The organism is Aliarcobacter vitoriensis, assembly GCF_003316695.1.
GTDB classification, from domain to species: domain Bacteria; phylum Campylobacterota; class Campylobacteria; order Campylobacterales; family Arcobacteraceae; genus Aliarcobacter; species Aliarcobacter vitoriensis.
Map to the genome: position 1 here is coordinate 59,707 of NZ_PDKB01000010.1, position 26,266 is coordinate 85,972.

General features: G+C 27.5%; 26 protein-coding genes. 10 read left to right on the top strand and 16 right to left on the bottom strand.

The annotated features are described in order from the left end of the window. Positions 1-23: 23 nt before the first annotated feature. A complete protein-coding gene (locus CRU91_RS06955; RefSeq protein ID WP_113894499.1) occupies positions 24-428 on the top strand; it encodes a hypothetical protein in 405 nt (134 codons plus the stop codon). Then, complete coding sequence (locus CRU91_RS06960; protein WP_113894500.1) at positions 428-1,099, top strand: 16S rRNA (uracil(1498)-N(3))-methyltransferase; 672 nt, start codon at positions 428-430, stop codon at positions 1,097-1,099. The genes CRU91_RS06955 and CRU91_RS06960 overlap by 1 nt, the downstream gene beginning before the upstream one ends. Positions 1,100-1,170: 71 nt before the next feature. On the opposite strand, the gene CRU91_RS06965 is transcribed toward CRU91_RS06960, so the two are convergent. The 5 genes from CRU91_RS06965 to argB form a co-directional block, all read right to left on the bottom strand. Beyond that, complete coding sequence (locus tag CRU91_RS06965; protein WP_113894501.1) at positions 1,171-2,199, bottom strand: c-type cytochrome; 1,029 nt, start codon at positions 2,197-2,199, stop codon at positions 1,171-1,173. Continuing rightward, positions 2,196-3,446, bottom strand: coding sequence for a cytochrome b (locus CRU91_RS06970; RefSeq protein WP_113894502.1), 1,251 nt, complete (start codon positions 3,444-3,446; stop codon positions 2,196-2,198). The genes CRU91_RS06965 and CRU91_RS06970 overlap by 4 nt, the downstream gene beginning before the upstream one ends. A 10-nt stretch (positions 3,447-3,456) precedes the next feature. Continuing rightward, on the bottom strand, positions 3,457-3,957 hold the full coding sequence (locus CRU91_RS06975) for a Rieske 2Fe-2S domain-containing protein (protein ID WP_113894503.1): 501 nt from the start codon (positions 3,955-3,957) through the stop codon (positions 3,457-3,459). 142 nt (positions 3,958-4,099) lie between these two features. After that, positions 4,100-5,581, bottom strand: a complete 1,482-nt coding sequence (gene thrC, locus CRU91_RS06980) for a threonine synthase (RefSeq protein ID WP_113894504.1) — start codon at positions 5,579-5,581, stop codon at positions 4,100-4,102. A 132-nt stretch (positions 5,582-5,713) separates the two neighbouring features. Further along, positions 5,714-6,613: an acetylglutamate kinase gene (gene argB, locus CRU91_RS06985; RefSeq protein WP_113894505.1), complete on the bottom strand. Its 900-nt coding sequence runs from the start codon at positions 6,611-6,613 to the stop codon at positions 5,714-5,716. An 84-nt stretch (positions 6,614-6,697) separates the two neighbouring features. On the opposite strand from argB, the gene CRU91_RS06990 reads away from it, so the two are divergent. Next, positions 6,698-9,436, top strand: coding sequence for a RecB-like helicase (locus CRU91_RS06990; protein ID WP_113894506.1), 2,739 nt, complete (start codon positions 6,698-6,700; stop codon positions 9,434-9,436). A 136-nt stretch (positions 9,437-9,572) separates the two neighbouring features. On the opposite strand, the gene CRU91_RS06995 is transcribed toward CRU91_RS06990, so the two are convergent. The 6 genes from CRU91_RS06995 to CRU91_RS07020 all read right to left on the bottom strand — a co-directional run bounded on the left by CRU91_RS06995 (position 9,573) and on the right by CRU91_RS07020 (position 16,509). Beyond that, positions 9,573-10,844, bottom strand: a complete 1,272-nt coding sequence (locus CRU91_RS06995) for a major outer membrane protein (RefSeq protein WP_113894507.1) — start codon at positions 10,842-10,844, stop codon at positions 9,573-9,575. A 174-nt stretch (positions 10,845-11,018) separates the two neighbouring features. Then, positions 11,019-11,591: a thiamine phosphate synthase gene (locus CRU91_RS07000; RefSeq protein WP_235826969.1), complete on the bottom strand. Its 573-nt coding sequence runs from the start codon at positions 11,589-11,591 to the stop codon at positions 11,019-11,021. A 62-nt stretch (positions 11,592-11,653) separates the two neighbouring features. After that, entirely contained in the window at positions 11,654-12,340 is a 687-nt protein-coding gene (locus CRU91_RS07005) for a F0F1 ATP synthase subunit A (protein ID WP_113894508.1), read from the bottom strand. Between the two features lie 92 nt (positions 12,341-12,432). Further along, on the bottom strand, positions 12,433-13,638 hold the full coding sequence (ilvA, locus tag CRU91_RS07010) for a threonine ammonia-lyase (protein ID WP_113894509.1): 1,206 nt from the start codon (positions 13,636-13,638) through the stop codon (positions 12,433-12,435). Between the two features lie 135 nt (positions 13,639-13,773). Beyond that, complete coding sequence (metE, locus tag CRU91_RS07015; RefSeq protein ID WP_113894510.1) at positions 13,774-16,038, bottom strand: 5-methyltetrahydropteroyltriglutamate--homocysteine S-methyltransferase; 2,265 nt, start codon at positions 16,036-16,038, stop codon at positions 13,774-13,776. A 117-nt stretch (positions 16,039-16,155) separates the two neighbouring features. Continuing rightward, entirely contained in the window at positions 16,156-16,509 is a 354-nt protein-coding gene (locus CRU91_RS07020) for a hypothetical protein (RefSeq protein WP_113894511.1), read from the bottom strand. 122 nt (positions 16,510-16,631) lie between these two features. Between CRU91_RS07020 and trmD the strand changes: the two genes are divergently transcribed. The 3 genes from trmD to CRU91_RS07035 all read left to right on the top strand — a co-directional run bounded on the left by trmD (position 16,632) and on the right by CRU91_RS07035 (position 18,367). Continuing rightward, on the top strand, positions 16,632-17,309 hold the full coding sequence (gene trmD / locus CRU91_RS07025) for a tRNA (guanosine(37)-N1)-methyltransferase TrmD (RefSeq protein WP_113894512.1): 678 nt from the start codon (positions 16,632-16,634) through the stop codon (positions 17,307-17,309). Continuing rightward, positions 17,306-17,662: a 50S ribosomal protein L19 gene (gene rplS, locus CRU91_RS07030; protein WP_113894513.1), complete on the top strand. Its 357-nt coding sequence runs from the start codon at positions 17,306-17,308 to the stop codon at positions 17,660-17,662. Before trmD ends, rplS begins: the two co-directional genes overlap by 4 nt. Before the next feature lie 93 nt (positions 17,663-17,755). Further along, positions 17,756-18,367, top strand: a complete 612-nt coding sequence (locus CRU91_RS07035) for a DedA family protein (protein ID WP_113894514.1) — start codon at positions 17,756-17,758, stop codon at positions 18,365-18,367. A 5-nt stretch (positions 18,368-18,372) separates the two neighbouring features. On the opposite strand, the gene CRU91_RS07040 is transcribed toward CRU91_RS07035, so the two are convergent. Then, complete coding sequence (locus tag CRU91_RS07040; protein WP_113894515.1) at positions 18,373-19,479, bottom strand: aminotransferase-like domain-containing protein; 1,107 nt, start codon at positions 19,477-19,479, stop codon at positions 18,373-18,375. Between the two features lie 130 nt (positions 19,480-19,609). Between CRU91_RS07040 and CRU91_RS07045 the strand changes: the two genes are divergently transcribed. Genes CRU91_RS07045 through CRU91_RS07055 form a run of 3 tightly spaced genes read left to right on the top strand, consistent with a single transcriptional unit; the run spans position 19,610 to position 21,687 of the window. Then, positions 19,610-20,482 (top strand): AraC family transcriptional regulator, encoded by an 873-nt coding sequence (locus CRU91_RS07045; RefSeq protein ID WP_113894516.1) that lies wholly within the window; start codon positions 19,610-19,612, stop codon positions 20,480-20,482. Positions 20,483-20,493: 11 nt separating this feature from the next. Beyond that, positions 20,494-21,270, top strand: coding sequence for an NUDIX hydrolase (locus CRU91_RS07050; protein ID WP_235826970.1), 777 nt, complete (start codon positions 20,494-20,496; stop codon positions 21,268-21,270). 33 nt (positions 21,271-21,303) lie between these two features. After that, positions 21,304-21,687: a RidA family protein gene (locus CRU91_RS07055; RefSeq protein WP_113894518.1), complete on the top strand. Its 384-nt coding sequence runs from the start codon at positions 21,304-21,306 to the stop codon at positions 21,685-21,687. A 6-nt stretch (positions 21,688-21,693) separates the two neighbouring features. Here the strand turns inward: CRU91_RS07055 and CRU91_RS07060 are convergent, their stop codons facing one another. Beyond that, the gene (locus tag CRU91_RS07060) at positions 21,694-21,951 is read right to left on the bottom strand and encodes a helix-turn-helix transcriptional regulator (protein WP_113894519.1); all 258 of its coding nucleotides are present in this window, start codon (positions 21,949-21,951) and stop codon (positions 21,694-21,696) included. A gap of 99 nt (positions 21,952-22,050) precedes the next feature. Between CRU91_RS07060 and CRU91_RS07065 the strand changes: the two genes are divergently transcribed. Next, entirely contained in the window at positions 22,051-22,950 is a 900-nt protein-coding gene (locus tag CRU91_RS07065) for a sensor domain-containing diguanylate cyclase (RefSeq protein WP_113894520.1), read from the top strand. 13 nt (positions 22,951-22,963) lie between these two features. On the opposite strand, the gene CRU91_RS07070 is transcribed toward CRU91_RS07065, so the two are convergent. The 3 genes from CRU91_RS07070 to CRU91_RS07080 all read right to left on the bottom strand — a co-directional run bounded on the left by CRU91_RS07070 (position 22,964) and on the right by CRU91_RS07080 (position 26,250). Further along, a complete protein-coding gene (locus CRU91_RS07070; RefSeq protein WP_113894521.1) occupies positions 22,964-23,842 on the bottom strand; it encodes a DMT family transporter in 879 nt (292 codons plus the stop codon). Further along, entirely contained in the window at positions 23,839-25,938 is a 2,100-nt protein-coding gene (locus CRU91_RS07075) for a Tex-like N-terminal domain-containing protein (RefSeq protein WP_113894522.1), read from the bottom strand. The genes CRU91_RS07070 and CRU91_RS07075 overlap by 4 nt, the downstream gene beginning before the upstream one ends. 81 nt (positions 25,939-26,019) lie before the next feature. Then, positions 26,020-26,250, bottom strand: coding sequence for a hypothetical protein (locus CRU91_RS07080; RefSeq protein ID WP_113894523.1), 231 nt, complete (start codon positions 26,248-26,250; stop codon positions 26,020-26,022). Positions 26,251-26,266 lie beyond the last annotated feature (16 nt).

Below are 26,266 nucleotides of genomic sequence, written 5' to 3' on the forward strand. Positions count from 1 at the left end.
TTTTAAAAGTGAGATAAACTAATATGGATTTAATGCAAGATGCAATATCAGTACACATTTATGCAATATATATTTTTCTAGCAATTATGCTTTTTAATTTATACTATGTTTTTAGAAAAAAAGATTTTATATCTTTGGCAAAAAAACTAAGATTTATGACTCCTATTTATCATCTAAGCAATGCAATTGTGATTTATACAGGTACAATTGTGGCTTTTTATGCACAATATTTTAGTTTAACTATTGCTTTAATGATACCAGCTTCAATATTCTTATTGGTAATTGAGATAAAAAGATATAAAAAAATGAGAGTTATAAAAGTTGCAGATGTAGAACTTCAAGAAAAATTTTATGTTTATGCAAAAAAAATATATCTTATTGAAATAGCTGTTTTGATCTCTGTTTTTGCTATAAGCAAGGTTTTTTAATGCAATTTGTTTACGAACCTTCAAGTGGAAATGAAACTTTAGAGATAAAAGATGAGGTTTATAATTATATTATCAAAGCTAGACGGCATAAAATTGATGATGAGATATATTTTAGAAATTTAAAAGATAAAAATATTTATCTTTATAAATTAAACTTTGTTGATAAAAAAAAAGCTATTTTAAATCTAATATCAAGTGAAGAAAAAGAGTGTGAAAATTTAAGAAAATTACATTTAGCTTGGTGTGTTGTTGATCCAAAAACAATAGAAAAAACAATAGCATCTCTAAATGAAATTGGAGTTGATAAAATCACTTTTATTTATAGTGATTTTTCTCAAAATAACTTTAAGGTAAATATTGAAAAGTTAGAAAAAATATTGATAAATTCATCATCTCAATGTGGAAGAAGTAGTATAATAAAACTAGATATTTGTAAAAATATTGATGAATTTATAAAAAACAATAAAAATATATACTTTTTAGATTTCTCAAATCAAAAAATTGGAGATAAAAAAAGTGATATAAAAACTTTGGTTATTGGAACAGAAGGTGGATTTTCAAAAAGAGAAAGGGAACTTTTTAATAAAAATTTTGTAGTTGGGTTTGATAGTAATTTAATTTTAAAATCTGAAACTGCAATAATTTCTGCTGGTGCACAAATTATTTTATAGTTGTAAAATTTATATATAAAAAAAGGGATAGATATTAAATCTATCCCTTTTTTTATTGCGAAAAGATGTTCTTAATGAACATCTCTCCATCTACTTGCTTTCCATAAGAATGCAAATATTGCAAACACTACAAGATAAATTAAGAATTTAGGTCCTAACTCTTCTCTTTGTGCTTTTTTAGAATCACCAACTTCTTCTAAGTAGTTTATAACTTGTTGTTGAGATTCTTGACTTAAACCAACTCTTGGCATAGCTGTACCTTCAAGTTGTTTTTGCGGGTCGTTTATAAATGTTTGTAAGAAATCAACACCTCTACTTCTGATATGTTGAGATAAATCAGGAGGTAATTTACCCATATAATTTTTAATATCAGCATTTGTTGTAAATGCAGACATTGAACCATCTTTCATATCAGCATATTTTATACCGTGACATCTTTGACAAGCATCAGTAAATATCTCTTTATTTGTCATTTCATTTGGTGCAATAGATTTTAAATATGCAACCATATCTGCAACTTCTTGTGCTGGCATCCAGTCGTATCCTGGCATTGGATGAACTTTACCATCTACAAATTTATGCGATGTTTTTGAAGCAAGTGCAGGATTATTAATGAACGCAACTAAATACTCTTTTGTATAAAGTTTTCCAGCACTTCCTAAATCAGGAGGAGTTACTCCATAAGCTGATCCAGCAGTTGCATTATCCATAATTTGTGGGAAGCCTTTTGACTCAATACTATGACAAGCAGTACAGTTTGTAGTTACTAACATTTCACCATTTGCTATATCACCAGTTGCTTTGATAGCTTCTTCATTTGTAGCCCAAAAAGCATTTATAGTTTTTTCAAACTCCACTTTTTCATCTAAAGTTACTTTAGCACCATTGATATTTTTTTCTACTCCAGCTTTTTCAGCATCTGCTAAATCTTTTTGAGCTTTTTCAATACCTTCTTTTGCTGATTCTTTATCAGCAGCGGCAAAATCAAAATTTGCAGGTGAAACATGTGGATGCATTTGTGAGTGAGCAAATGGCTCAACTCCCCAGTAAGTAATAAGTGTTAAAGCTACTACTACTGCTAATATTTTTAATTCTCTCATAGTGTTCCCCTTCTTTTTGCATCAATTTTTGTGATAAGTGGAAGTAGAACGAACAGTAAAATAAATGTAACAGCCGCAAAGAACCCTACCCACGCATTTGTACCCGTTGGAGGAAGTTTACCCCAAATAGTTAATACAATTAAATCAGCCATTAATATCCAGAACCAAATAAAGAACGCTGGTCTTTTATGTGCTGGTAATATTTTTGGATCTCTATCTAGCCAAGGTAACACTAAGAAAATACCATTTGCAAATGCAAATGCCATTAAACCAATATCAAATGCTTTAATTCCAGCTATATCAAAGAAGAATCCTCTTAATACTTCATATGACCACAAGAAATACCATTCTGGATAAATATGTGCTGGTGTTACCATTGAATCAGCAGGATCAAAGTTTACTGGATCCATAGCAAAGTTATAATGGAAGAATACTAAATAGAAATAGAAAATTAAGAAAATTCCAAGAACTGCTAAATCTTTAGAGATAAATACAGGCCAGAAAGGAATAACTTTTGATTCTTTTTTCTTACCACTTAAATATTTTTCAGCTTCAGCATCAAAATCTAATTCTTCAGAACTTTGATTATTTACGTGAGGAATTCTTAAAGTATAGAAGTGTAGACCAATAAGTCCCATAATAGTGATTGGTAATAAGAATACGTGTAACATAAAGAATCTTGTTAATGTTGCATCAGCAACGTTAAAATCACCTCTAATCCATACAACTAAAGCATCTCCAATAACAGGAACTCCACCAAATAAATTTGTAATAACCATAGCAGCCCAGTAAGACATTTGTCCCCAAGGAAGCATATATCCAGAGAAACCAGCAGCACTAAATGTCATAAATAATAACATTCCAGAGATCCAAATCATCTCTCTTCCTTGTTTATAAGAACCATAGTAAATTCCTGTAAGCATATGAATATAGATAATCAAGAATACAACAGAAGCTGCAACTCCATGCATATGTCTAAATAACCAACCAAAAGCAACTTCTTGCATAATTGTATAATTAACTGAATCAAATGCCAAAGCAACATCTGGCTTATAATACATCATTAAAAATAGTCCAGAAATAACTAAAATACCAAATGTAGTAGCTAAAAGTACACCCATTGCCCATAAGAAGTTAATATCTTTTGGAATCCAGTATTCAGTCATCATAACTTTATTAAACGTAGTTAAGTTTAATCTTTGGTCTAACCACTCTCCAACAGAGTTAGCTTTTTCAAATTTTGCCATCTCTTCCTCCTTACGCCATCATCGCATCAGCGATTTGTTTATATTCAGGTCCTTCATTTCCAAGAACGATAGTATTCCCTTTTACTTCAAATGGAGGTAAATCTAATGGTCTTGGTGGAGGTCCAAAAGTTTGTTGTCCACTCGCATTAAATTCTCCACCGTGACATGCACATTTCCATTGATCTTTTTTCCAAGCTGGAATACACCCTAAGTGTGTACAAAGACCAATAGCAACAGTATATCTATCACTACCAACAACTAAATCTCTTTTGTTATCTTCCATATCAGATGTTTTTTTAAGAACAAAGATAGGTTTCCCTCTCCATGTAAAAGTTTCTGGTTCACCAGCTTTTAATACACTTAAATCAACTTCTGTAAATCCACCAGCTAGAACGCTAGGAAGTGGATCCCATACTTGCTTCATACCAACAAGAGACGCGGCACCACCAACTGCAGCCACAGCAGCAAATGAGTAACCAATAAAATCTCGTCTATTTGTATCTTTAGACATATTTGGCTTCCTTTTTTTAAAATTAGAATCAGGCTAGATTTTATTATAAAATTACTTAAATAATATTGATTTAGGTCATAAATAAGTATCTTTAAATATATTAATGAGTAGAAAAGTAGTAAATAATATTTATTAGAAAATCTTATGACTTTCTAATAAATTTAACAATTTCAGATTCTATATTTTCTTTATTTATTACTAAATCATGATTGATTTTTGAACTAAATAAATCTTTAATAGCCTGTGGCAAAGTTGCTTTGTATTTAGATGAAATCTCTTCTAAAGCCTCTTTATCAGCATATTTCAAAGAATTCTCATTTAAAGCATTTAGTACTGTTGGAGAAAATTTTGTCCATTCAGCTGTAGAGTAAATTACAGTTTTTAAAGGTTTTTTTCTTAGTTCATTATAAGCTTTTATGCAAGTTGCAGTATGTGGATCCATTAGGTATCCAATATCCAAAAACTCTTTTATAGTAGCGTTACCAAAAGTATCATTACTAAAAGTAGCACTAAAATATTCTTGTAACTTTGTTGTTTCATCTTTACTCAAAGTAAAAATACTATTTTTATTTAAATCTTCCATAAGTTCTTTTGTTCTTTTATCCCCAAATAGGTCAAAAATAACTCTTTCAATATTTGAAGATTTGAGTATATCCATAGCTGGAGAAGTAGTTAATTTTAGAGATTTTTTTCTAATATCATAAATACCTGTGTTTATCCACTCTGTAAGAATATTATTCTCATTAGAAGCAACTAAAAGTTTTTCTAGTGGTAAATTCATTTTTTGTGCATAGTAAGCTCCTAAAACATTTCCAAAATTTCCACTTGGAACTACTAAATATATTTTTTCACCATTTTTAATCTCATTTTGTTTAAGTAGTTGAATATATGACCAAAAATGATAGATTATTTGAAATATTATTCTTCCGAAGTTTACAGAGTTTGCAGCACTTAATTTTATATTATCTTTTTCTAGTTCAGTTTTAAAAGATGATGAAGCTAAAAGATTTTTAAGAGCATTTTGTGCATCATCAAAATTTCCTTTTATTCCCAAAACTTTTAAATTTTTTCCATCTTCACAAACCATTTGAAGTTTTTGAACATCGCTTGTCCCACCATCTGGATATAGACAAACAACTTGAATATTTTCTTTATTTTTAAAAGTATTTAGTGCTGCTGGTCCTGTATCTCCAGAAGTTGCAGCAAGTATAAGATATTTTTCATCTTTCTTTTTTGCAATTGAAGATAAAATAGAACCAAAAGGTTGTAATGCCATATCTTTAAAAGCACGTGTTGGACCGTGATATTGTTCGTGAACAAATAAGTCATCTTTAACTTTAACAACAGGACAAGGATTGTTAATATCGTCAAAATTATCATATAAATCTAAAGCTTTTTTTATTTCACTTTCATCAATATCTATTTCAAAAGCTTTTAAAATATCATAAGCCAACTCTTTGTAGCTTGAGTTTAAATGATTTTGAATAAAGTTTTCTTTGAGTGTTGGTAAATATTTTGGAACATAAAGCCCACCAAAAGATGTACTTGGATTTAGTATAGCCTCACTAAAACTTACCTCTTTTGGTTTTATTCCATCATTTCCTCTAGTTTCAATAAAATTCATATATATTCTCCTTTTAATGGTTCCCATTTAAAAGGAAACCTTTTTATTTAATAACTACTTTTTAACACAATTTTGAAAAAATTACTAAAAGTAGCAAAACCCTAAAGTGCATAACGAGTTAAGCTTTTAAACTTAGCTATTTAATAATTTCTCTATATTAATACCATTATTTGGATTATCAACTCTTATAAACTGTGTTCCAATCCCATCATTTGTGAATAATTCAAGTAAGATAGAGTGTTCAACTCTACCATCAATTATATGGGCTTTATTTACGCCATTATAGATTGCTTCAATACAAGAATCAACTTTTGGTATCATACCACCAGCTATTGTTCCATCTTTTTTAAACATTTCAACATTTGATTTATCTAAAGTTTGGATTAACTCTCCACTTTTATTTAAAACTCCGATTGTATCTGTTAAAAATATTACTTTTTGTGCTTTTACAGCCATTGCGATTTTACAAGCTGCAACATCAGCATTGATGTTAAATCCTGGATGATTTGGTTCATCTCCATTTGCTATTGGTGCAATTACAGGAATAAATCCTTCTTTTAGTAAATTGTTGATGAGCTCTCCATTTACTTCTGTGATATCTCCAGTAAAGCCAAATTTACCACCATCTTTTGGAATAGCTTTGATAATTCCAGAGTCTTTTCCAGAAATTCCAATAGCTTTAGAACCATGAAAATTTAGTAAAGAAGAGATATTTTTATTTATTTCTCCACTTAAAACCATTTCAACAACTCTCATACTTTCTTGACAAGTAACTCTGTATCCATCTACAAAAGATGATGGAATTTCTAATTTTTTTAAAAGTTCTGTTATTCTTGCTCCTCCACCATGAACGATGATAGGTCTTATTCCTAAAAGAGTTAGTAAGACTATGTCTTGAGCAAATTTTTCTTTTAAATCATCACTTGTTTGTGCTGAACCACCATATTTAATAACTATTGTTTTTCCATAAAATTTTTTGAAATATGGAATTGCGTCTATTAGAGTTTGAACTTTTTGGTTTATTTGTGCCATTTTGCCAATCCTTGCAAGTTTTAAAGCACGGATTATATCTAAAAATCGCTTATTAATTAAAACGATTTATAGTAGAATAGATTTATGAAAAGATATTTAGCATTAAAAGCTAGTGCTGGAAGTGGAAAAACTTTTGCATTAACTGTAAGATATATTAGCCTATTGTTAAAAGGTGCAAATGCAAGTGAGATTTTAACACTTACTTTTACAAATAAAGCCGCACTTGAAATGAGCCAAAGAATATACAAAACTTTGCAAACATTGGGCGTTGATGAAGCATATTTAGGGGAATTAATAAGAGTTTCTGGATTTTCAAAAGAAGAGATTTTAGGTAAAAAATCATTTTTAATAAAAAGTTTTTCAAATGCTACAATCTCTATTTTTACAATAGATAAATTCGTAAATAAAATATTAAGAGAGTTTTGTGGTTACATAGGGATCAGTGATGATTTTGATATAAAAAATGATGATATAGAACTTTTAAGCTACAAATTTTTACAATCTTTAGATGAAAATAGTTTTAAAGATTTGGTTGAATTTTCAAATTATGAAAGAAAAAAATTTAACTCAATTTTTGAACTTTTTAAAAGTTTGATAGAAAAAAATGAGCATATAAATCTTTTAGAGATTGATGGTTCTTTTATAAATTTACAAAAAGAAAATGTTTTACAACAAGCTTTTAAGATAAAAGAGCATTTTTTAAATTGTGCAAATGCTAGTAATAGTGCGATAAAAGCAGTAGATTTTACAAATTTTGAAGAATTATTTGAAAAAACTTGGATAGAAAAAGATAGTTTGTTTGACTACTCTTATTTTAAAAAGTGTGCAAATGATGAGATAAATCAAGAGTTTTTAAACTTAAAAGAAGAGTTTAAAAACTACTACAAATTACGAGCAACTTATAGTTTAAATAAAATTTTTAAACTATATTTGGAGTTTAAAGAGTATAAATTAAACTTCAATAAAATAAAAAACTATTTTGAATTCAATGATATTTCAAATCTAGTTTATGAACTTTTAAATCAAAAAATCAATAGAGATTTTTTATATTTTAGGCTTGATAGTACTTACCAGCATATTTTGATAGATGAGTTTCAAGATACTTCTATTTTGCAATACAAGATTTTAAAACCTTTAATAGAAGAGATTTTATCAGGAGATGAAACAAAATTTAAAACATTTTTTTATGTTGGAGATCCAAAACAAAGTATTTATAGATTTCGTGGTGGTAAAAGAGAACTTTTTGATTATGTTTTAAAAACAAATCCTATAATTGAACTTGAACATTTAGATACAAATTATCGTTCTTGTAAAAATATCATAGATTTTGTAAATAGTGCTTTTTTTAATTTGCCAAATTACGACTATCAACAACAAGAAAGTATCAGAAAAGATGGTTGTGTAGAAGTTATTGAAGATGAAAATCTACAAAATGAAGATAAATTTTTAAATATATCGTTAAAAATAGATGAACTTATAAATAGTGGAATAAATCCAAATGATATTGCGATTTTATGTTATACAAATGGGGATGTGCTAGAACTTTTTTACTATCTAAAAGAAAAATTTCCAAATCTAAAAATCAAAACAGATATGACTTCAAAGCTTATCAATCAACAAAATGTAAAAGCTGTGATAAATGCTATAAAATATATATATTTTGGTGAAGATATATATAAAGAGAATTTTAATGCTCTTTTAGGAAGAAAACTTTTAACTTCTTTTGAGTTTGATTTTGAAATATCACAAAAAAGTATGAGTCAGATTGTGTATGAACTTGCTAAACATTTTGATATTATAGATGAAAATATTGTGAAACTGATGGATATCGCAACAATTTATAACAATATTGTTGATTTTGTATATGAGATAGATAAACTTGAAACAAGTATAGAAAATAGTCAAGACAATGGACTTCAAATTTTAACTGTTTTTAAATCAAAAGGTTTGGAGTTTCATACAGTAATTGTACTTGATAGGATAAAAAGGAAGAATTTTGATAAAAGTTCTTTATTATTTGATTATGAAAATATAGGGTTGAAAAATATTTTTTATAAAATATCAGGATATGAGAATTTTGATTTAGAGTACAAAAAAGCACAAGAAAAAGAGAAAAATTTAAGTTTAGATGATGATAAAAATGTTCTTTATGTAGCACTTACAAGGGCAAAAAACAATCTTATCATATTTAAAAAAGCTAAGTCATCGGCTTTTGATATTTTGGGATTAAGTGTTTGCAAAATAGGGCATTTATCTCAAAGTGAAACTTTGAGTTTAGATAGAAAAATAAAAAAAATATCTTATACTCCTATATATTTGGGAAAACAAGAGCAAAAGATAGTAAATGAAAAAGGTGTTGAAGAAGATGAGATCTTAAAAGCTAGGTATTTTGGACTTGCAACTCACTATGTTTTAGAAATGATGAGTGAATTTACTATCTCTTCTATGCTTTATGCTATAAATTTATCAAAAGCTAGATATTCAAACTATTTAGATGATATGGATTTTATAAAAATAGAAAAAGTTGTAAACAATCTAGTAGAAAATAGTTGTTTTCAAAGTTTGTTAGAAAATTCAAAAATAGTGCATGAACAAGCTTTGATGTATAAAGAAGAGCTGAAAATTCTTGATTTATTACTTTTTAAAGATGATTGTTTTTATATTATCGATTATAAAACAACAAGACAGATTTTAGATGAGCATAAAATACAAGTTAGCTACTATAAAAAAGCTATAAGTGATATTTTTACAAATCATAATGTTAAAGCTTATCTGTTTTATTTGAAAGAAGATAGTTTGGATATTGTTGAAGTTGAGGTTTGATTTATTGTATAAAGAATATTTTAGTTTATCTGAAATATGATTTTTGTATTTATTAGGACTGAATTCTCACTTCTTAATTAAAAAAAGGTTGAGCCTAAGCCCAACCTTTGAAAGAAAGTTTTATACTCTAAAAAAATTAGAATGTATAAGCAACTTGGATTCTTCCTCTATCTTGATCAATAGCTTTGTCACCACCGATTTTTTGCTCATAATTACCATATCTTACATAAGTAGTTAAGTTTTTAGACATTTTGTATGTTAATTGTCCATAAACTTCTTGTAATTTAATTTCTTCACCAACAAGAGAAGCATCAATTCCACCTAAATAAACATTATTAATAGTTCCTTTATTTGAACCATCAGCTTTTAAGTTTCCATAATGAGCTGTGAAGTTTAGGTTATCTAAGATATCAGCACCTAAAGCAGCTTGCCAATAATCAGCATCCGCTATACCATTAGAAGAGATAGCCCAACCTAAAGATGTATTTTTAGCATCTTGATCAAGTGCCGTTAAACCACCATCTTTACCTGTTTTAGTATATGCAACTCTAGCATTAACGATAGATACTTTACCATCTACAGCAAATCTAAACATAGAGTTTTTATCTTCTGCTAAACCTAAATCTTTTTGTCTTTGATCATCAAAGTTTAATTGAACATATCTAGCTTCTAAACCAATGTTTGCATTTTCAGCTAAATCAAATTTACCTGCAGCAGCTAATGTAAATGTATCAAATGTATCTTCTAAATTTAAATACCAAGCTTCTAATTTAACGAAATCTAAATCTCCCATTAAAGCAGCTACATAAGTATTTTCAGTTCCATCAATTAGAGCTGTAGTACCTTTTACACCTAAACCACCATTTACATCTGGAGTTTTATCTAAATTAGTTTGGTTAAATCCTCCAAGAGCTACTGTAACTGGACCAACTGTAGTTAGAGAAAGGATACCTGTACCTGTTTGCTCATTACCATTAATATCAGTTGCAACTGTATATGGAGTAGTTAAACCTTGTTTTCCAACATTTACTATAGTATTTGGAATAGCTGTAAATCCAAAGTATGCTTGAGATAGCTCAACATCTACACTTGTATCACCATCGTCTTTTGCATCTAAACTAGCAAAACCTAAGCTACCTTCTTGACCTACTATAAATCTCGAGTTAAATTTAACATAGTCATTTACTTTTGAAGATAAATTTAATCCTACTTTATAATTGTTTTTTCCAGAATCAGAATTTCCATTTTGTAAATAATCATTGTCATTGTGGAAATTATCATATCTATAAACTACAGATCCAGATACTTCTACATTTTTGATTGCTTCTTCTAATGGTTGAGCATTAGCAGTACTAAAACCAGCAACTGCAACAGCTGCTACTAAACTTAATTTTGAGATTTTTCTCATATTCGTTTCTCCTAAAATTTCGAAATTTTAATCGATTTGCAAAAAATAATATTTCCTTGCTTACCGTCGCGACTATTTTATATGAGAAAAAATTAAACTTTTCTTAAAGTCATTAAATATGTATTAATTCTTGATTAATTTAAGTTTGGATTTATATTTGATAGATGATTTGGCTTAATTACTAGCAATAAAGTAGCGAATAGAAGCAAATCCATAGGCATTTGTTTGCGATATTTTATTTACTTGAATATCATTTATTATACCACCTAGTGCAAATATATTTAGACTCTTAAACTCTTTTATAGTTTGCTTTAAATCTTCTATTCCTTTTTCTTCACCTTTATTTGGTGTATCAAAAATAGGTGAGTATGTTACAAAATCCACTTTTTTATCAAAGGCTAGTTTTAACTCTTTATGATTGTGACAAGATATAATAGTTTTTAAATTTAGACTTTTTGCAAATCCTATTTTTTCAAATTGTGTTGAGTTTAGATGAACTCCATCAAAATTTAAATCTTTTGCTAGTTGAATATTGGAATTTAGATAGATATTTTTTATCTTAAATTCGTTGCAAGTATCTAAAAATAATTTTGCTAACTTTTCAAAGTTTGTAGATGTTTTATCTCTAAAACAAGCAAAATCTATTTTGTGTAATTTTAAACTATTTTCTAAAGTTTGTTTAAATATTTTTGGATTATCTGAAAAATACTTTGGATCAGTGATAAGATAAGATTTTATATTTGTCATATTCTCTCCATAAAAAAAGGGAATAAGTTTTACTTATTCCCTTTTTATTTTACAAAGACATCTTAATGATGTTCTTCTTCCATCATAATAGATCCTGCTATATAAACATAAGTTAGGATACTAAAAATAAATGCTTGTAACACACCCATTACAGCTAAAAGGAAAAATCCTGGTAATGGCAAAATCCAAGGTACTAACATAAGAAGTACCATTAAGAACATATCATCTCCTCTTACAGAACCAAACAGCCTGAAAGATAAAGATACAATTCTTGATAAATGAGAGATAATCTCTATTGGGAACATTAAAGGAGCTAATATTGGTAAAGGTCCCATAAAATGTTTGAAATAGTTTATAAAACCATTTTTCTTAATACCTAAGTAGTTGTAATATACAAATACTATCAAAGCTAAAGATAAAGTAAAGTTGATATTTGAAGTTGGAGCTTCAAATCCTGGGATAACTCCCATCATATTACTAACAAAAATAACTAAAGCCAATGAACCAATAAGTGGCATATAGATTCTTGAGTTTTGCTCTCCCATAGAATCTCTACCAATACCAATAACACCACCAACAAATGCTTCCATAACATTTTGTGAACCAGTTGGAACTAGTTGCAATCTTCTAGTTGCCATATTTGAAATTAAGAAAATAATCCCAATTACTAAAACGTAGTGAGATAAAATTATCCATTCTTGTCCGTGTCCACCGATTGTTCCTAAGAATGTAAACAGTCTTCCTTCCATACTCTTCCTTTGTCTTTGTTTCTACATTTACTAAATTATGCTTGGATTATAATATTTGTTTTCTAAAAATTTTATAAATGTTGTAAAATAATTTAGATTTGTTTAAATCTATATCCATATTGTTTCAAATTTTCTCTTATTTGCTCTTGATGTTCTTCACCTTTTGTTGCTAAAGCGATAGTTACATGTGCTTCTCCAAACTCTAGTTTTAAAGAGTTTCTATCAAAATCTATTTGAACTATATTTGCTGAACATTGTGAGAATACTTCCGTTAAGTGCATCAAAGCCCCTGGTTTATCCATAAGTGTAACTATAAGATTCATTTTTCTATGAGATTTTATTAAACCTTTTTCAATAATAAGTGATAACATAGTAACATCTATATTTCCACCACTAACTATTGCACAAACTTTTTTATTTGCAATATCAACTTTATCATGCATAATAGCAGCAACTGAAACTGCTCCTGCACCTTCAACCATAAGTTTATGTCGTTCTAATAAAAATAAAATTGCATTTGCTGTTTCGTTGTCACTTACTTCTACTATTTCATCTACATACTCTAAAATAATATCAAGTAATTTTGGTGTTACATCACGTACTGCTATTCCATCTGCTATTGTTCTTACACTTGAAGAGTCTATTGGCATTCTAGCTTCAAAACTTTCTTTCATACCTTTTGCACCACTTGCTACAACACCAGTTATTTTTATGTTTGGATTTATAGATTTTGCTGCTATTGCAATACCTGCAATTAATCCTCCACCACCAATTGGTACGATAATTTGTTCTATATCTTCAATATTTTCTAAAATTTCTAGTGCAATTGTTCCTTGCCCTGCTATAACTTCATCATCAGCAAATGGATGAACAAACTCTTTATTGTTTTCTTTTGCAAATTTTACTGCACTTGCATATGCTTCATCAAAATTTTCACCAGTTAAAACAACATTTGCTCCATAAGATTTTACTCCTGAAACTTTTGTAAGTGGAGTTGCTTCTGGCATAAAAATAGTTGCTTCACAGCCAAAATATTGGGCTGCAAAAGCTAAACCTTGAGCATGGTTTCCTGCACTTGCTGCTACAACTCCTGCTTTTCTTTTACTATCATCAAGCATTGCTACTTTGTTAAAAGCACCTCTTAATTTAAAACTTCCTGTTATTTGTAGATTGTCTTCTTTTAGGAAAATTTGGGCATTTTTTTCAATACTTAAAAAAGGAGCTTTCATAAGTGGAGTTTTAGAAACTGTATTTTCTAATCTTTTTTTTGCATCTTTTATATCGTTTAGTGTAATCATCTTCTATCTTTTTTGAGAAATTTTAGTGGATTTTATCAGAAATTGGTTTAATAGTTGAAAAAATTGTGAATGAGTTTATTCTTGATAATGTATTAATTTGAATTGATTTTATCAAAATAGCTAGAGCAAATGCTCTTAGCTATTTTTTACTATTCTTACTGCTTCAACAAGATTTTTTAAGCTCTCTTTTACTTCTGGCCATTTTCTTGTTTTTAATCCACAATCTGGATTTATCCATAATTGTTCTTTTGGTAAAACTTCAACTAAAGCTTTAATTTGTTCAACCATTTCTTCAACACTTGGAACTCTTGGGCTATGAATATCATAAATTCCAGGTCCTATTTCTTGTTTATATGCTACTTCTTTGAAAATTCTCAATAGTCTATTTCCACTTCTTGCTGTTTCAATAGAGATAACATCAGCATCCATTGCTTCAATAGTTTTTATAATATCATTGAATTCGCTATAACACATATGAGTGTGAATTTGAGTATTTGCTTCTGCACAACTTACACTTAAACGGAAGTTTTCAACTGCCCAATCTTCATAAGCTTTGATATTTTCTTTTCTAAGTGGATAACCCTCTTTGAATGCTGCTTCATCAACTTGAATCATTTTAATTCCAGCATTTTGTAAATCATCCACTTCTTTATTGATTGCTAAAGCTATTTGTTTTGTTACTTCATTTCTTGGCATATCATCTCTTACAAATGACCAGTTAAGAATTGTAACAGGACCTGTTAGCATACCTTTCATAACTTTTTTAGTTTTACTTTGAGCATATTTTATCCACTCAACAGTCATTGGATTTGGTCTTGAAACATCACCAAAAATAACAGGTGGTTTTACGCATCTACTTCCATATGATTGTACCCAAGCATTTTGAGTAAATGCAAAACCTTCCATTAATTCACCAAAATATTCAACCATATCATTTCTTTCTGGTTCTCCATGAACTAAAACATCAAGTCCAATTTCATCTTGGAATTCTACACAATCATCAATATATTTTTTAATTTCAGCTTCATATTGCTCTTTTGAAATAGCATTTGCTTTATATTGTTTTCTATTTTCTCTAATTTCTGGAGTTTGAGGAAATGACCCAATAGTTGTAGTTGCAAGTGCGTCGTATTTAAAAAATTCTCTTTGAACTTTTATTCTATCTTCAAATTTGTCAGCTCTTTGGAATACTTTTAAATTTTTGATTTCATCTTGAACTTTTGCATTATGAATTTTTGTAGATATTTTTCTTTTTGCATTTTCTTCAGCATTTTTCTTTATATTTGCATTGTCATCAAGAGAAAGTTTTAAATCAAAGAATTGTTTTGTTACAAGTGATAACTCTTTTAATTTTTCAGTTGCAAATGCTAGCCAAGATTTAATTTCACTATCTAATTTTTCTTCATAATTTAAAGTAAAAGGAACGTGTAAAAGTGAGCAAGAAGTTCCTATTATGATATTTTCTTTTGAAATAACATTTGAAATTTTATTTAGTAAAGCTAATTTATCTTCAAAGTTACTTTTCCAAATATTTCTTCCATCAATAACACCAGCTATCAAAACTTTGTTTGAATTTTTGATTATTTCTAAAGCCTCAAGATTTTTGCTTCCATGAATAAAATCTAATCCTAAAGCCCAAATTGGAGTATTTACTAAGATTTTTGTTGCTTCATTTGAGTGTTCAAAATATGTTGTTACAACTATTTTAATATTTGGTGCAACGCTTGAAAGTGCATCGTAAACTGGTTTTAATAGAGATAAAACTTTTGTATCTAAATCTTTTACAAAAAGTGGTTCAGCAAATTCAACTACAATTTCTTCATCAAGTTTTGAAATTTCCAATAACAGTTCTTTATAAACATCAACTACACTATTTATATGAGCAAAAACATCACTATTATCAACACTTTTTGATAATCCTAAATATGTTATTGCACCAATCAAATTTATTTTTGTGTTTATTTCTAATTCTTTTGCTTCTTTATACTCTTCTATTACTTTTTTAGAGTTTAAAGCAAATTTTGTATCTTTAGATATTTCAGGTACGATATAATGGTAGTTTGTATTAAACCATTTTGTCATCTCCATAGCAACAGAATCTTGATTTCCTCTTGCCATCGCAAAATATAACTCTTCATTTTTTAGGTGTTGAAATCTTTGTGGAATAGCTCCAAGTAAAATTGTAGTATCTAACATATTGTCATAATATGAGAAATCATTTGAAGCTATAAAATCTATTTTTGCTTCTTTTTGGTATGTCCAGTGTCTTTTTCTAAGACTTTCTGCTACATATTTTACTTCATCAAAGTCTGTTTGTTTTGCCCAGTATTGTTCTAAAACTTTTTTTAACTCTCTTTTTTCTCCAATTCTTGGAAATCCTATTACATAATTTTTTGACATTATTAATCCTTTTTTCAAAGGTTCCTTTTAAAAAAAGAACCATACTATAATTGACTATTTAGTTAGCCAAAACTTAAAACTAAAAAACGGATGTATCTTTATAATTTTTGATACGAATTAAATAGTATATAATGGAGGATGAACGCCAGTTCTTCTAAAAGCAAAATAAGTTGTATAATATGGACATCTTGGAATAAATTTGAAAAGTCTTACTGCAAGTGCCGTTTTTTTTCTAAAGAAACAGTCACAATGGCAAGGTTTACTTTTTGAAATAAAACATGATAGTAAAATTTGCGATATGGTTGGTTCTAATTCTTCTATTTCTTCATCATTTTTTGAAGATAATTGAAGTTTGTTTTTTAAATGATTTTTACAAGACACTACTTTGTTGTGCAAAGATATAGCTACACTGTAAGCTTGTATTGATGACAATGAAAAATATTTTTTTCCAAAACCATTTAATGTTTTCAATAAAAAACCTTCTCTTATAATTATTATAAATAAAGTAAGAAGTCTAAATCAATAATCCTTAATAATAACTAAAACTAAATATGGTAATATTCCAAACAAAATTTTAGGACGGATTTTAGGCTTTGAAATTTACATTTGTAACCCTTTTCCCAAATTTGATAGAACCATATTTTAAAGATTCTATATTAAAAAGAGCAGTGGAATCAAACTTTATATCTTATGAGTTTTCTAATCCAAGAGATTTTACAACTAATAAGCATAAAAAAGTTGATGATGCTATGATTGGTGGAGGAGCAGGAATGCTTCTTTTTTGCCAACCTCTTTTTGATTGTCTTGATGATATAAAGAAGAAAAACAAAGATGCATACATTGTTTTTCCGTTGGCTGCTGCTAAGCCATTTCACCAAAATGATGCAAAAAGATTGGCAAAGAAAAAAAATATAGTAATGGTTAGTGGACGATATGAGGGAATTGACGAAAGAGTTATTGAAAAGTATGCAAATGAAGTATTTTCTATAGGAGAATATATTTTAACTGGTGGAGAACTTCCATCTTTAGTTATGTGTGATGCAATTGCTAGAAATGTAGATGGTGTTTTAGGAAATGCCGATTCTTTGGAAGTTGAAAGCTATGAAAACAATCTTTTAGAAGCTCCATCTTTTGCAAAACCTGAAAAATACCAAAATTTAAGTGTCATTAAAGAATTTTTAAAGGGAAACCATAGTAAAATTTGCGACTTAAAATTCCAGATGTCCATTTGTAAGACAAAATATTATAGACCTAATAAGGAAAAACGATGAAAAACAGATATATTGCAAGTTTCGAAGCAGCACAAATTGCTTCTAAAGAAGTTCCAGCATTTAGAGCAGGAGATACAGTAAGACTTGGTGTTGAGATTAAAGAAGGCGAGAAAAAAAGAGTTCAAACTTTCGAAGGTGTGATTATAGGAAGAAGCGGAAATGGTGTTGATGCTACTTTTACAATTAGAAAACTTGGTGCAAATAGTATTGGTGTTGAAAGAATATTCCCTTTATACTGTGAATCTTTAAAATCTTTTGAAGTAATAAGAAGAGGTAGAGTAAGAAGAGCTAAACTTAACTATTTAAGAGAGTTAAAAGGTAAAGCTGCAAAAATTAGAGAGTTAAAAAAATAATTAGGGCTTTTTGCCTTAATTTTTTTGATTTTTATCACAATTTCTACAAATTTAAAATACTTCATTTCAAACTATCTAATTTAAAGGATAAAATTGTTATCAGAAATAATTAGCTTTATTGTTCAAACTGTTGGAAGCTTAGGTTATATAGGAATATTTATAATGATGTTTATTGAAAGTTCATTTATAATTCCTTTTCCATCTGAAGTTGTTATGATACCAGCAGGATATTTGGCATATAAAGGTGAAATGAGTATGCTTTTAGTAGTATTATCGGGGATTTTAGGTTCACTTGCAGGGGCTTTGTTTAACTACTACTTAGCAATTAAATTGGGAAGAAAACTATTAGTAAAATATGGTAATTATGTTTTTATAAAAGAAGAAACTTTAGAGAAAATAGAGCAATTTTTTAAAGAACATGGGCATATTTCTACTTTTTTTGGAAGATTGATACCAGTTGTAAGACAATATATATCTCTACCAGCTGGACTTGCACAGATGAATTTAGCAAAATTTACTTTTTATACTACTTTAGGTGCAGGGCTTTGGATGATAGTTTTGGCATATCTTGGGTATTTCTTAGGAGATAATGAAGAGTTACTAAAAGAGTATTTACATTTGATTATAATCGTAATTTTAGTATCTATTGTAATCTTTTCTTATATATACTACAAAATTACAAAAAAAAGAAAAAAGAGCCTATAAATATCTTATAGACAGCTTTTTATAAGTTTTATACCTTTTTCAATTTGTTCAAAATTTGAATGAGTGTAGTTAAATCTTATCTCACCATTTGGCACTTTATCAATATAAAACTGATTTCCTGGAACATAAACAACTTTTTTCTTTAAGCACTCTTGAACAAGAGCAAATGTATCTATATTATCTCCAAAAGTTCCATATAAAAACATTCCACCTTTTGGTAATTGGTGTTTAAATTCGGGCATTATTAATTTTAATTGTTTTGAAAAATATTCTGCTTTTGCTTTATAGTCATCTCTTATTGATTGAAGATGTTTTTCATATTTTTGAGTATCTTTTAGATATTCAGCCAAAATATATTGTGAAACTCCACTTGAGTGTAAATCTATACTTTCTTTTATAATCAGTAAAGATTTTATTTTTTCCTCATCTGCTCTAATCCAACCAATTCTGTAACTAGGAACTAAAGTTTTAGAAAAACTTCCTAAATGAAAAGAGTTTTTTGGTAATTTAGCACTAATATAAGGCATTTTTTTATCAAAAAATAGTTCACTATATGGGCTATCTTCTATCAAAATACCATCGTGTTTTTCTACTATTTTTGTAATTTCTTCTCTTTTTTCTTGGCTATATGTTGTTGCACTTGGATTCTGAAAATCTGGTATTAGATAAGTTAATTTTGTGTTTTTAAAACTTTTCTCAAATTCACTAATATTTACTCCATCATTTTCTAACTTTACTCCTTGCATTTTTAACTTATTTAATCTAAAAATATTCATAGCACCTAAATATGATGGTTCTTCGATAGTTATATCTTTGTTTTCAAAAAACTTTGCCAAAATATACATAGCTTGTTGGCTTCCAGTTGTTATCAGAATATTATCTTTTGTTGTAGGAAATCCTTCATCTGAATATCTTTTGGCTATTTGTTCTCTTAATTCATTTATTCCATTGCTAACTGTGTATTGATAAATTTTTGGATTGTCTAAAACTTTTATTGTTGCTTCTTTTAAATCTTGCGTTGGAAATAGATTAAGACTTGGAAGTCCACCAGCAAAAGAGATAGTTTCTTCATCTATTGCTTCAAGAATTTCTCGTATAAATGACCGTTTCATATTGGTTTATAATCCTTTTATATATATTGGCAAAATTCTACATCAAAAGAATTATTTATGCTTTACATAAAATGCTTTTATTATTATCAATTATTGCTAAATTTATATACAATTCTTGATATAATTTCTTATGAAAAAAATTACATTTGAAAAACGAATAAAACTTGCGAATGATGTTATGAACTATATTTATAAATATATTGATACAAATATAAATATAGATGAATTAAGTTGTGAGTTAAATATAAGTAAGTTTCATCTTCATAGAATATTTAAAGAAGAATTTGGAAAAAATATCTATGAAAGTATAAAATCTATCAGACTTGAAAAAGCTGCAAATTTACTTATTACAAATAGATACTCTACGATATCTGATATTGCTTTAATGATTGGATATAGTTCTCAAACTTCATTTTTAAGAAGTTTCAAACAAAGATTTAATATGACTCCAAAAGATTGGAGAAATGGTGGATATAAAAAATATTCAAATAAAATAGTAGAAAAGATATCCAATAATATTGAAGAAAGAGATTTTGATATAGAGCCAACAATTGTAAAAATGCCTGAAATAAAAGGTTATTATATAAGACATAAAGGTTATGATAAAACTATAAAACAAACTTGGGCAAAAATTCAAACTTGGATATATACAAATGATATAAAAGATTATAAGCAAATAGCTCTTCATCACGATAACCCTATTATAACTCCACTTGAAGATTGTCAATATATTGCGATTGTAGTTTTAGATGATGAAGATAGTTTAAAAGATTTGTCTTTGCCTTCTTTGATTGTTCCAAAGGGAATTTATGCAAAATTTAATTTGAGTGGAAAATATGGTGATGTTATCAAGTTGATTCAGTGGGTTTATCATACTTGGCTTATAAAAAGTGGATATGAAACAACAACAAATCCATCTTATACAATATATGAAAAAAACCATTTTCTAAGTAACAATGAAGAATTTACTTTAGATTTTTATCTACCAATAAGATATGTGTAAAAGGATTTATAATGACAAGTAGCATAGAATATATAGCCAATTTTAAAACAACTCTTGACCCATACAATGGAATAACAATAGAAAAAAATGATTTTCCAAAAGATATTTTGGAGTTTGAAAAAAGTTTAGCTATTTTGATTGAAGAGATAAAAAATAAACGAAATCTTATTTGGATATATGTTGATATAAAAGATTCTGAATTTATACCAATTTTGACAAAATATGGTTTTACTTTTCACTCTTGTAATAGTGATTATTTACTTTTGTTAAAAGTTTTGAAGCAAGGAGTTATTATTCCAACTTTGGCAAATCATACTTTGGGAGTAGGTGCAGTAGTAATCAATAAAAAGAATGAGATTTTACTTATAAAAGAGCATTTAAGAAATGAGTACTACAAGCTTCCTGGAGGTCATATTGATGATGCAGAGATGATAACAACTGCTTTAAGTAGAGAAGTTTTTGAAGAAACAGGAGTTGTTGTAGATTTTGAAAAAATAGTATCTTTAGGGCATTTTTATCCACATCAATTTAATAAATCAAATTTATATGTTCTTTGTAAAGCAGTTCCAAAAAGTTTGAAAATAGATATAAAAGATAAACAAGAGATAAGTGAGGCTATTTGGTTGAATCTTGATGAAATGTTTATTAGAGAAGATATTAGTAAATATACAAAAACTATCGTAAAATCAGCGATTAGCATGAGTGGACTAGAAAAATCAGAAACTCCAATTTTAAATCATCTAAAAAATGAGTTTGAGTTGTTTTTTGTGAAAGAAAGCAAAAACTAAATATAATACAAACTTTAAAAATAAAGGATAAAAATGAAAAAGATAATAAGCACAACAAAAGCACCAAGTGCAATAGGACCTTACAATCAAGCTACAAGTTTTGAAAAACTTGTATTTACTTCTGGACAAATAGCACTTGATCCATCTACTATGGAAATAGTAAGTGGTGGAGTTCAAGAACAAACAAAACAAGTTATGGAAAATCTAAAAGCTGTTTTAGAAGAGGCTGGAAGTTCTTTCGAAAATGTTTTAAAAACAACTTGTTATTTATCTGATATGGATAATTTTGTAGCTTTCAACGAAATCTACGGACAATATTTCAAAGCTGAAACTGCACCTGCAAGAAGTACAGTGGCTGTTAAAACATTACCAAAAAATGTTTTAGTAGAAGTAGATGTAATAGCTTTTAAAAACTAGATTTTTCTAGTTTTTTAATTCTTTAAAAAAATCTTCTATTGGAACATCTAAAGCTTTTGCTATTTTATATAGATGTTCCAAATTAAAATGCTTTCCATTTGTATTATTTTCTGCATAATTATAAAATGCATTTCCTTTTTGTCCTATAGTTAGGGCTAATTCTAGTTGAGTCATACCTTTTTCATTGCGATATCTTTTTACATTTTGTGAAACAGTTTTATAAAATTTTATAATCTCTTCATCATCAACATTTGAAATAAACATAGTTACTATCCTATTGGTTAATTAAAAACTAATGATAGATGAAGTAGAATACTTATTCAATTGTTTATAGAATACTAATCTATAGGATATATATTAATAATGCAAGATTTAATACAAGAAAATGAACAGTTAAAAATAATTAATTATGAATTAAACTTATTTTTAGAACAATTTAAAGAATTATCTTATTCTTCAGAAACAGATTTAAATGGGTTTATAACTGATATTAGTCAATCTTTTTGTGATTTGATAGGATATAAAAAAGAAGAACTTATTGGAAAAAAACACTCAATTTTAAAGCATCCTTTAGAACAAGAATCAAAATATAAAGAGCTTTGGGAAAATATAACAAATAATAAGCTTTGGATAGGTGAATTGAGATGTTTAGACAAGAATAAAAATGATATATGGTATAAAACTACAATTTTTATTAAAAGAGACATAAAAGGAAATATTTTAGGTTATGCTGCAAAGAGGCAAGATATAACAGACAAAAAGAAATTAGAGAATTTAAGTATAACAGACACTTTGACAAATTTGTACAATAGAAGATTTTTTGATGAAATAGTAAGAAAAGAGATAAATAGAGCTAGAAGGATGAATAAGAATTTTGTTTTAATGATGATTGATATAGATAATTTTAAAAAGTATAATGATACTTTTGGGCATTTATATGGAGATAATATTTTAAAAAAAGTTGCAATTGTTTTAAAAAGATTTACGAAAAGAGCGAATGATTTTGCTTTTAGATTAGGAGGAGATGAATTTTCTATAATATCTATGGATTTTGATAAAGATAAAATATTAATATATTCTAATAAAATTAAAGAAGAGATAACAAAGTTAAAATTTAAAAATAATATATGTATTACGATTTCAATAGGAGTATATATTTTGGAACAAAATGAAAAAACTAGTTTAAAAGAGATTTTTAAATTTTCAGATGAAGCACTTTATAGAGCAAAAAATTTAGGTAAAAATCAAGTTGTTGTTTATTAGTATAAAAATAGATTTATCTAGTTTTTATACTATTTACAAGTCCAGCTGTAACAACAAAAGTAAGTCCTACAAAATATACCATTAATATAGGTTCATCAAAAACTAAAATTAGGAAAAATGCTGATAAAATAGGAATTATAAATGTAAATGGTGCTACTTTTGAGGCATCAAAAATTTGAAGTCCTTTTATCCAAAATACATATGAAATCCCATTTATAAAAACTCCATTTACCAAAATAGCAATCCAGTCTTTTGATGCTGGGATTACAAAATTTGAGAAAGTTTGCATTGTAAAAAATGAGTATATTGTTGCACTAAAAAAGTAAATCATAACTGCATTTACAGCATTTATTTTAACTTTTTTACTCAAAACTGAAAAAAGAGCAAAACAAAAAGCAGATAACATAACTACAAGTAAAACATCAATATTTTTAAAATTAAAGGCTGAAATATCTCCTTTAGTGATAACCAAGCTAACACCAATAAATCCTAAAATTACAGCAAAAAGTTTTTTCTTTGTAAAATCCTCTTTTAAAATAATCAAAGATAAAACAAGGATAAAAATAGGCCAAGTATATTGTATAACCAATACTTCAATAGAGTTTGCATTGTGATAACCAAAATATAAAAGTAGATAAAACATAAAATCTAAAAATCCTAAAGCAAATAAAACTAAAAAAATCTTTTTTGTATAGCTTAGAATTTCTTTTAAATTTTTACTTGCAATTGCTATAAATAATAAAGATAAAAAAGAGAAAGCTGATGAATAAAACATATACTGATAGTGGTCTAAGTTTGATTGTGCAAATTTTACAAAAATTCCAAGTAGTGACCAAAGAAAAATACATAAAGCTATATAAATTATTCCTAGATTTGATTTTGAAACATTCATTTTAGGCTTATTCCAATTCTTTGTTTTTCCAAATCTATACTTATAACTTTTAGATTTTCAAGATTTTGGTTTATACTTAAAACCTCACTAGGATGAGAGATCCTTTTTTCACTTATTTGTGAGATATGAAGTAGGGCATCATTTTTTAACCCAATATCAACAAATGCTCCAAAATCTGTTATATTTCTTACAATTCCACTTAAAATAAATCCTTCTTTTAAGTCATTTATATCCAAAATGTCATTTGAAAATTTTACTTGATTAAACTCAACTCTCACATCATATCCAGGTTTTAGTAACTCATTTACAATATCTTTTAATTTTAAAATCGAACAATTTATTTCATTTGCCACTTTTTCAAAATCTTTTATTTCTTCGACTTTATAGTTTTTTTGCAATTTTGAAGTTAGTTCATAATCTTCTGGGTGAATTGCTGTATTATCTAAAATAGATTTACCATCTTTTATTCTCAAAAAACCAACACTTTGAATATAAGCTTTTTCTCCTATTCCTTTTACTTTTAAAAGTTGTTCTTTTGTGCTGAATTTTTTTATTTTTTCTCTATGCTCAACAATATTTTGTGCAAGTTTTTCACTAATTCCAGAGATAAATGAAAGAAGTTTATATGAAGCAGAGTTTAAATCAACTCCAACTTTATTTACTAAGTCTATTGTTATATTTTCTAGCTTTAAACTTAACTCTTTTTGATTTACATCATGTTGATATTGTCCAATACCTAAAGATTTAGGGTCAATCTTCACTAAAGCTGCCATTGGATCTCGAAGTCTTTGAGCAATAGATATTGCTCCTCTTATAGTTACATCAAGGTTTGGATACTCTTGCGAAGCTATTTTTGAAGCTGAATAAACACTTGCACCTATTTCACTAACAATTGCATATTTTACTTCCAAGTTCTCTTTTTTTATAAGTTCATCTACAAAATTTGCAGTTTCTCTTGAAGCTGTACCATTTCCAATAGCAATAGCAGTAATTTTATATTTTTTAATCAAATCTAAAACAACTTTTGATGAAGTTTGTATATCTTCTTTAGGTTTTGTTGGATATATAACTCCACTATCTAAAAACAGACCATTTTCATCAATGACTGCAAGTTTACAACCAGTTTTATATCCTGGGTCAATTCCAAGTATTATTTGATTTACAAGCGGGGCAGTTTGAAGTAACTCTTTTAGATTTTTCCCAAAAAGTTCAATTGCTTCAATACTTGCTTTTTCTTTTAAAGTTGTTATAGCTTCTCTTTTTAAAGTTGGAAGTAACAATCTTTTTAACCCATCTTTGTAAGCATCAAATACTAACTCTTTAGAGCTATTTGCTTCAACTGGAATTTTATATTTTTTTATATTTTCTAAAATATGATTTTCATCTATTTCAACTTTTATATTTAGTTGTTTTTCATTTACTGCTCTTAAAATAGCTAATATTCTATGTGATTTTATATATTTTATTTTTTCACTTGTATTTACAAAGTTTATATAAAGTCCATTTTTATCAAACTCTTTACCTTCATTTATTTCTAAAATACCCCAATTTTGTATAAGATTCCTCAAAATTTCTTTTGATTTAAAATCATCTGCATATCTTTGTGCGATTATATCTTTTGCACCGTTGATTGCTTCACTTATAGATTGTATATTTTCATTTAAAAATTGTTTTGCTTTTTGCTCACATTCTTCAATACTATATCTCATGCTTTGAATGATATTTGCTAGTGGTTCTAATCCATTTTCCAAAGCAGCAGTTGTTCTTGAAGATTTTTTTTCTTTAAAAGGTGCATAAATATCCTCTAACACTTGTAAAGTTGTAGCATTTTGAATATTATTTTTTATTTTTTCATCTAAAAAGTTTTTCTCTTTTAAAAGATTTATTATCTCTTCTTTTCTTGCTATAAGTTTTTTTGAGTATTCAAAAATCTCTTCAAAATCTCTAAGTTGTTTATCTGTTGCACCATCTGTAAACTCTTTTCTATATCTTGCAATAAATGGTATTGTGCAACCTTCATCAAGTAGTTTTATAATATTTTCAATAATATTTTTTGATAAATTTGTTTTGTTTTGTAAAATTTCTATTAAATTCATAAATGTTCTTTTTTTGGATTTTGTGAAATGATAGGCAACTTTCATAAACAAAATGCTTATGAAAGTATAAAATAAGATATTTTAGTCTAAATCGTCAAAATTTCCTTTATGGTTTGGTGAATAATCTTCGTTATAATTATAGTCGTCATATTCGCTATAATCAACAGTAAATATTTTAGGATAACCCAATTTTACGAGTTCTTTATCAATATTGTCTTCACTTAATCTATTCTTTACTCTATCCATGATTAATTCGATGTCTTCTTCTTTTACATCGTTTGCTCTTAATTCATAAATAATAGCTAAATTCATTTTATACCTCTAAATT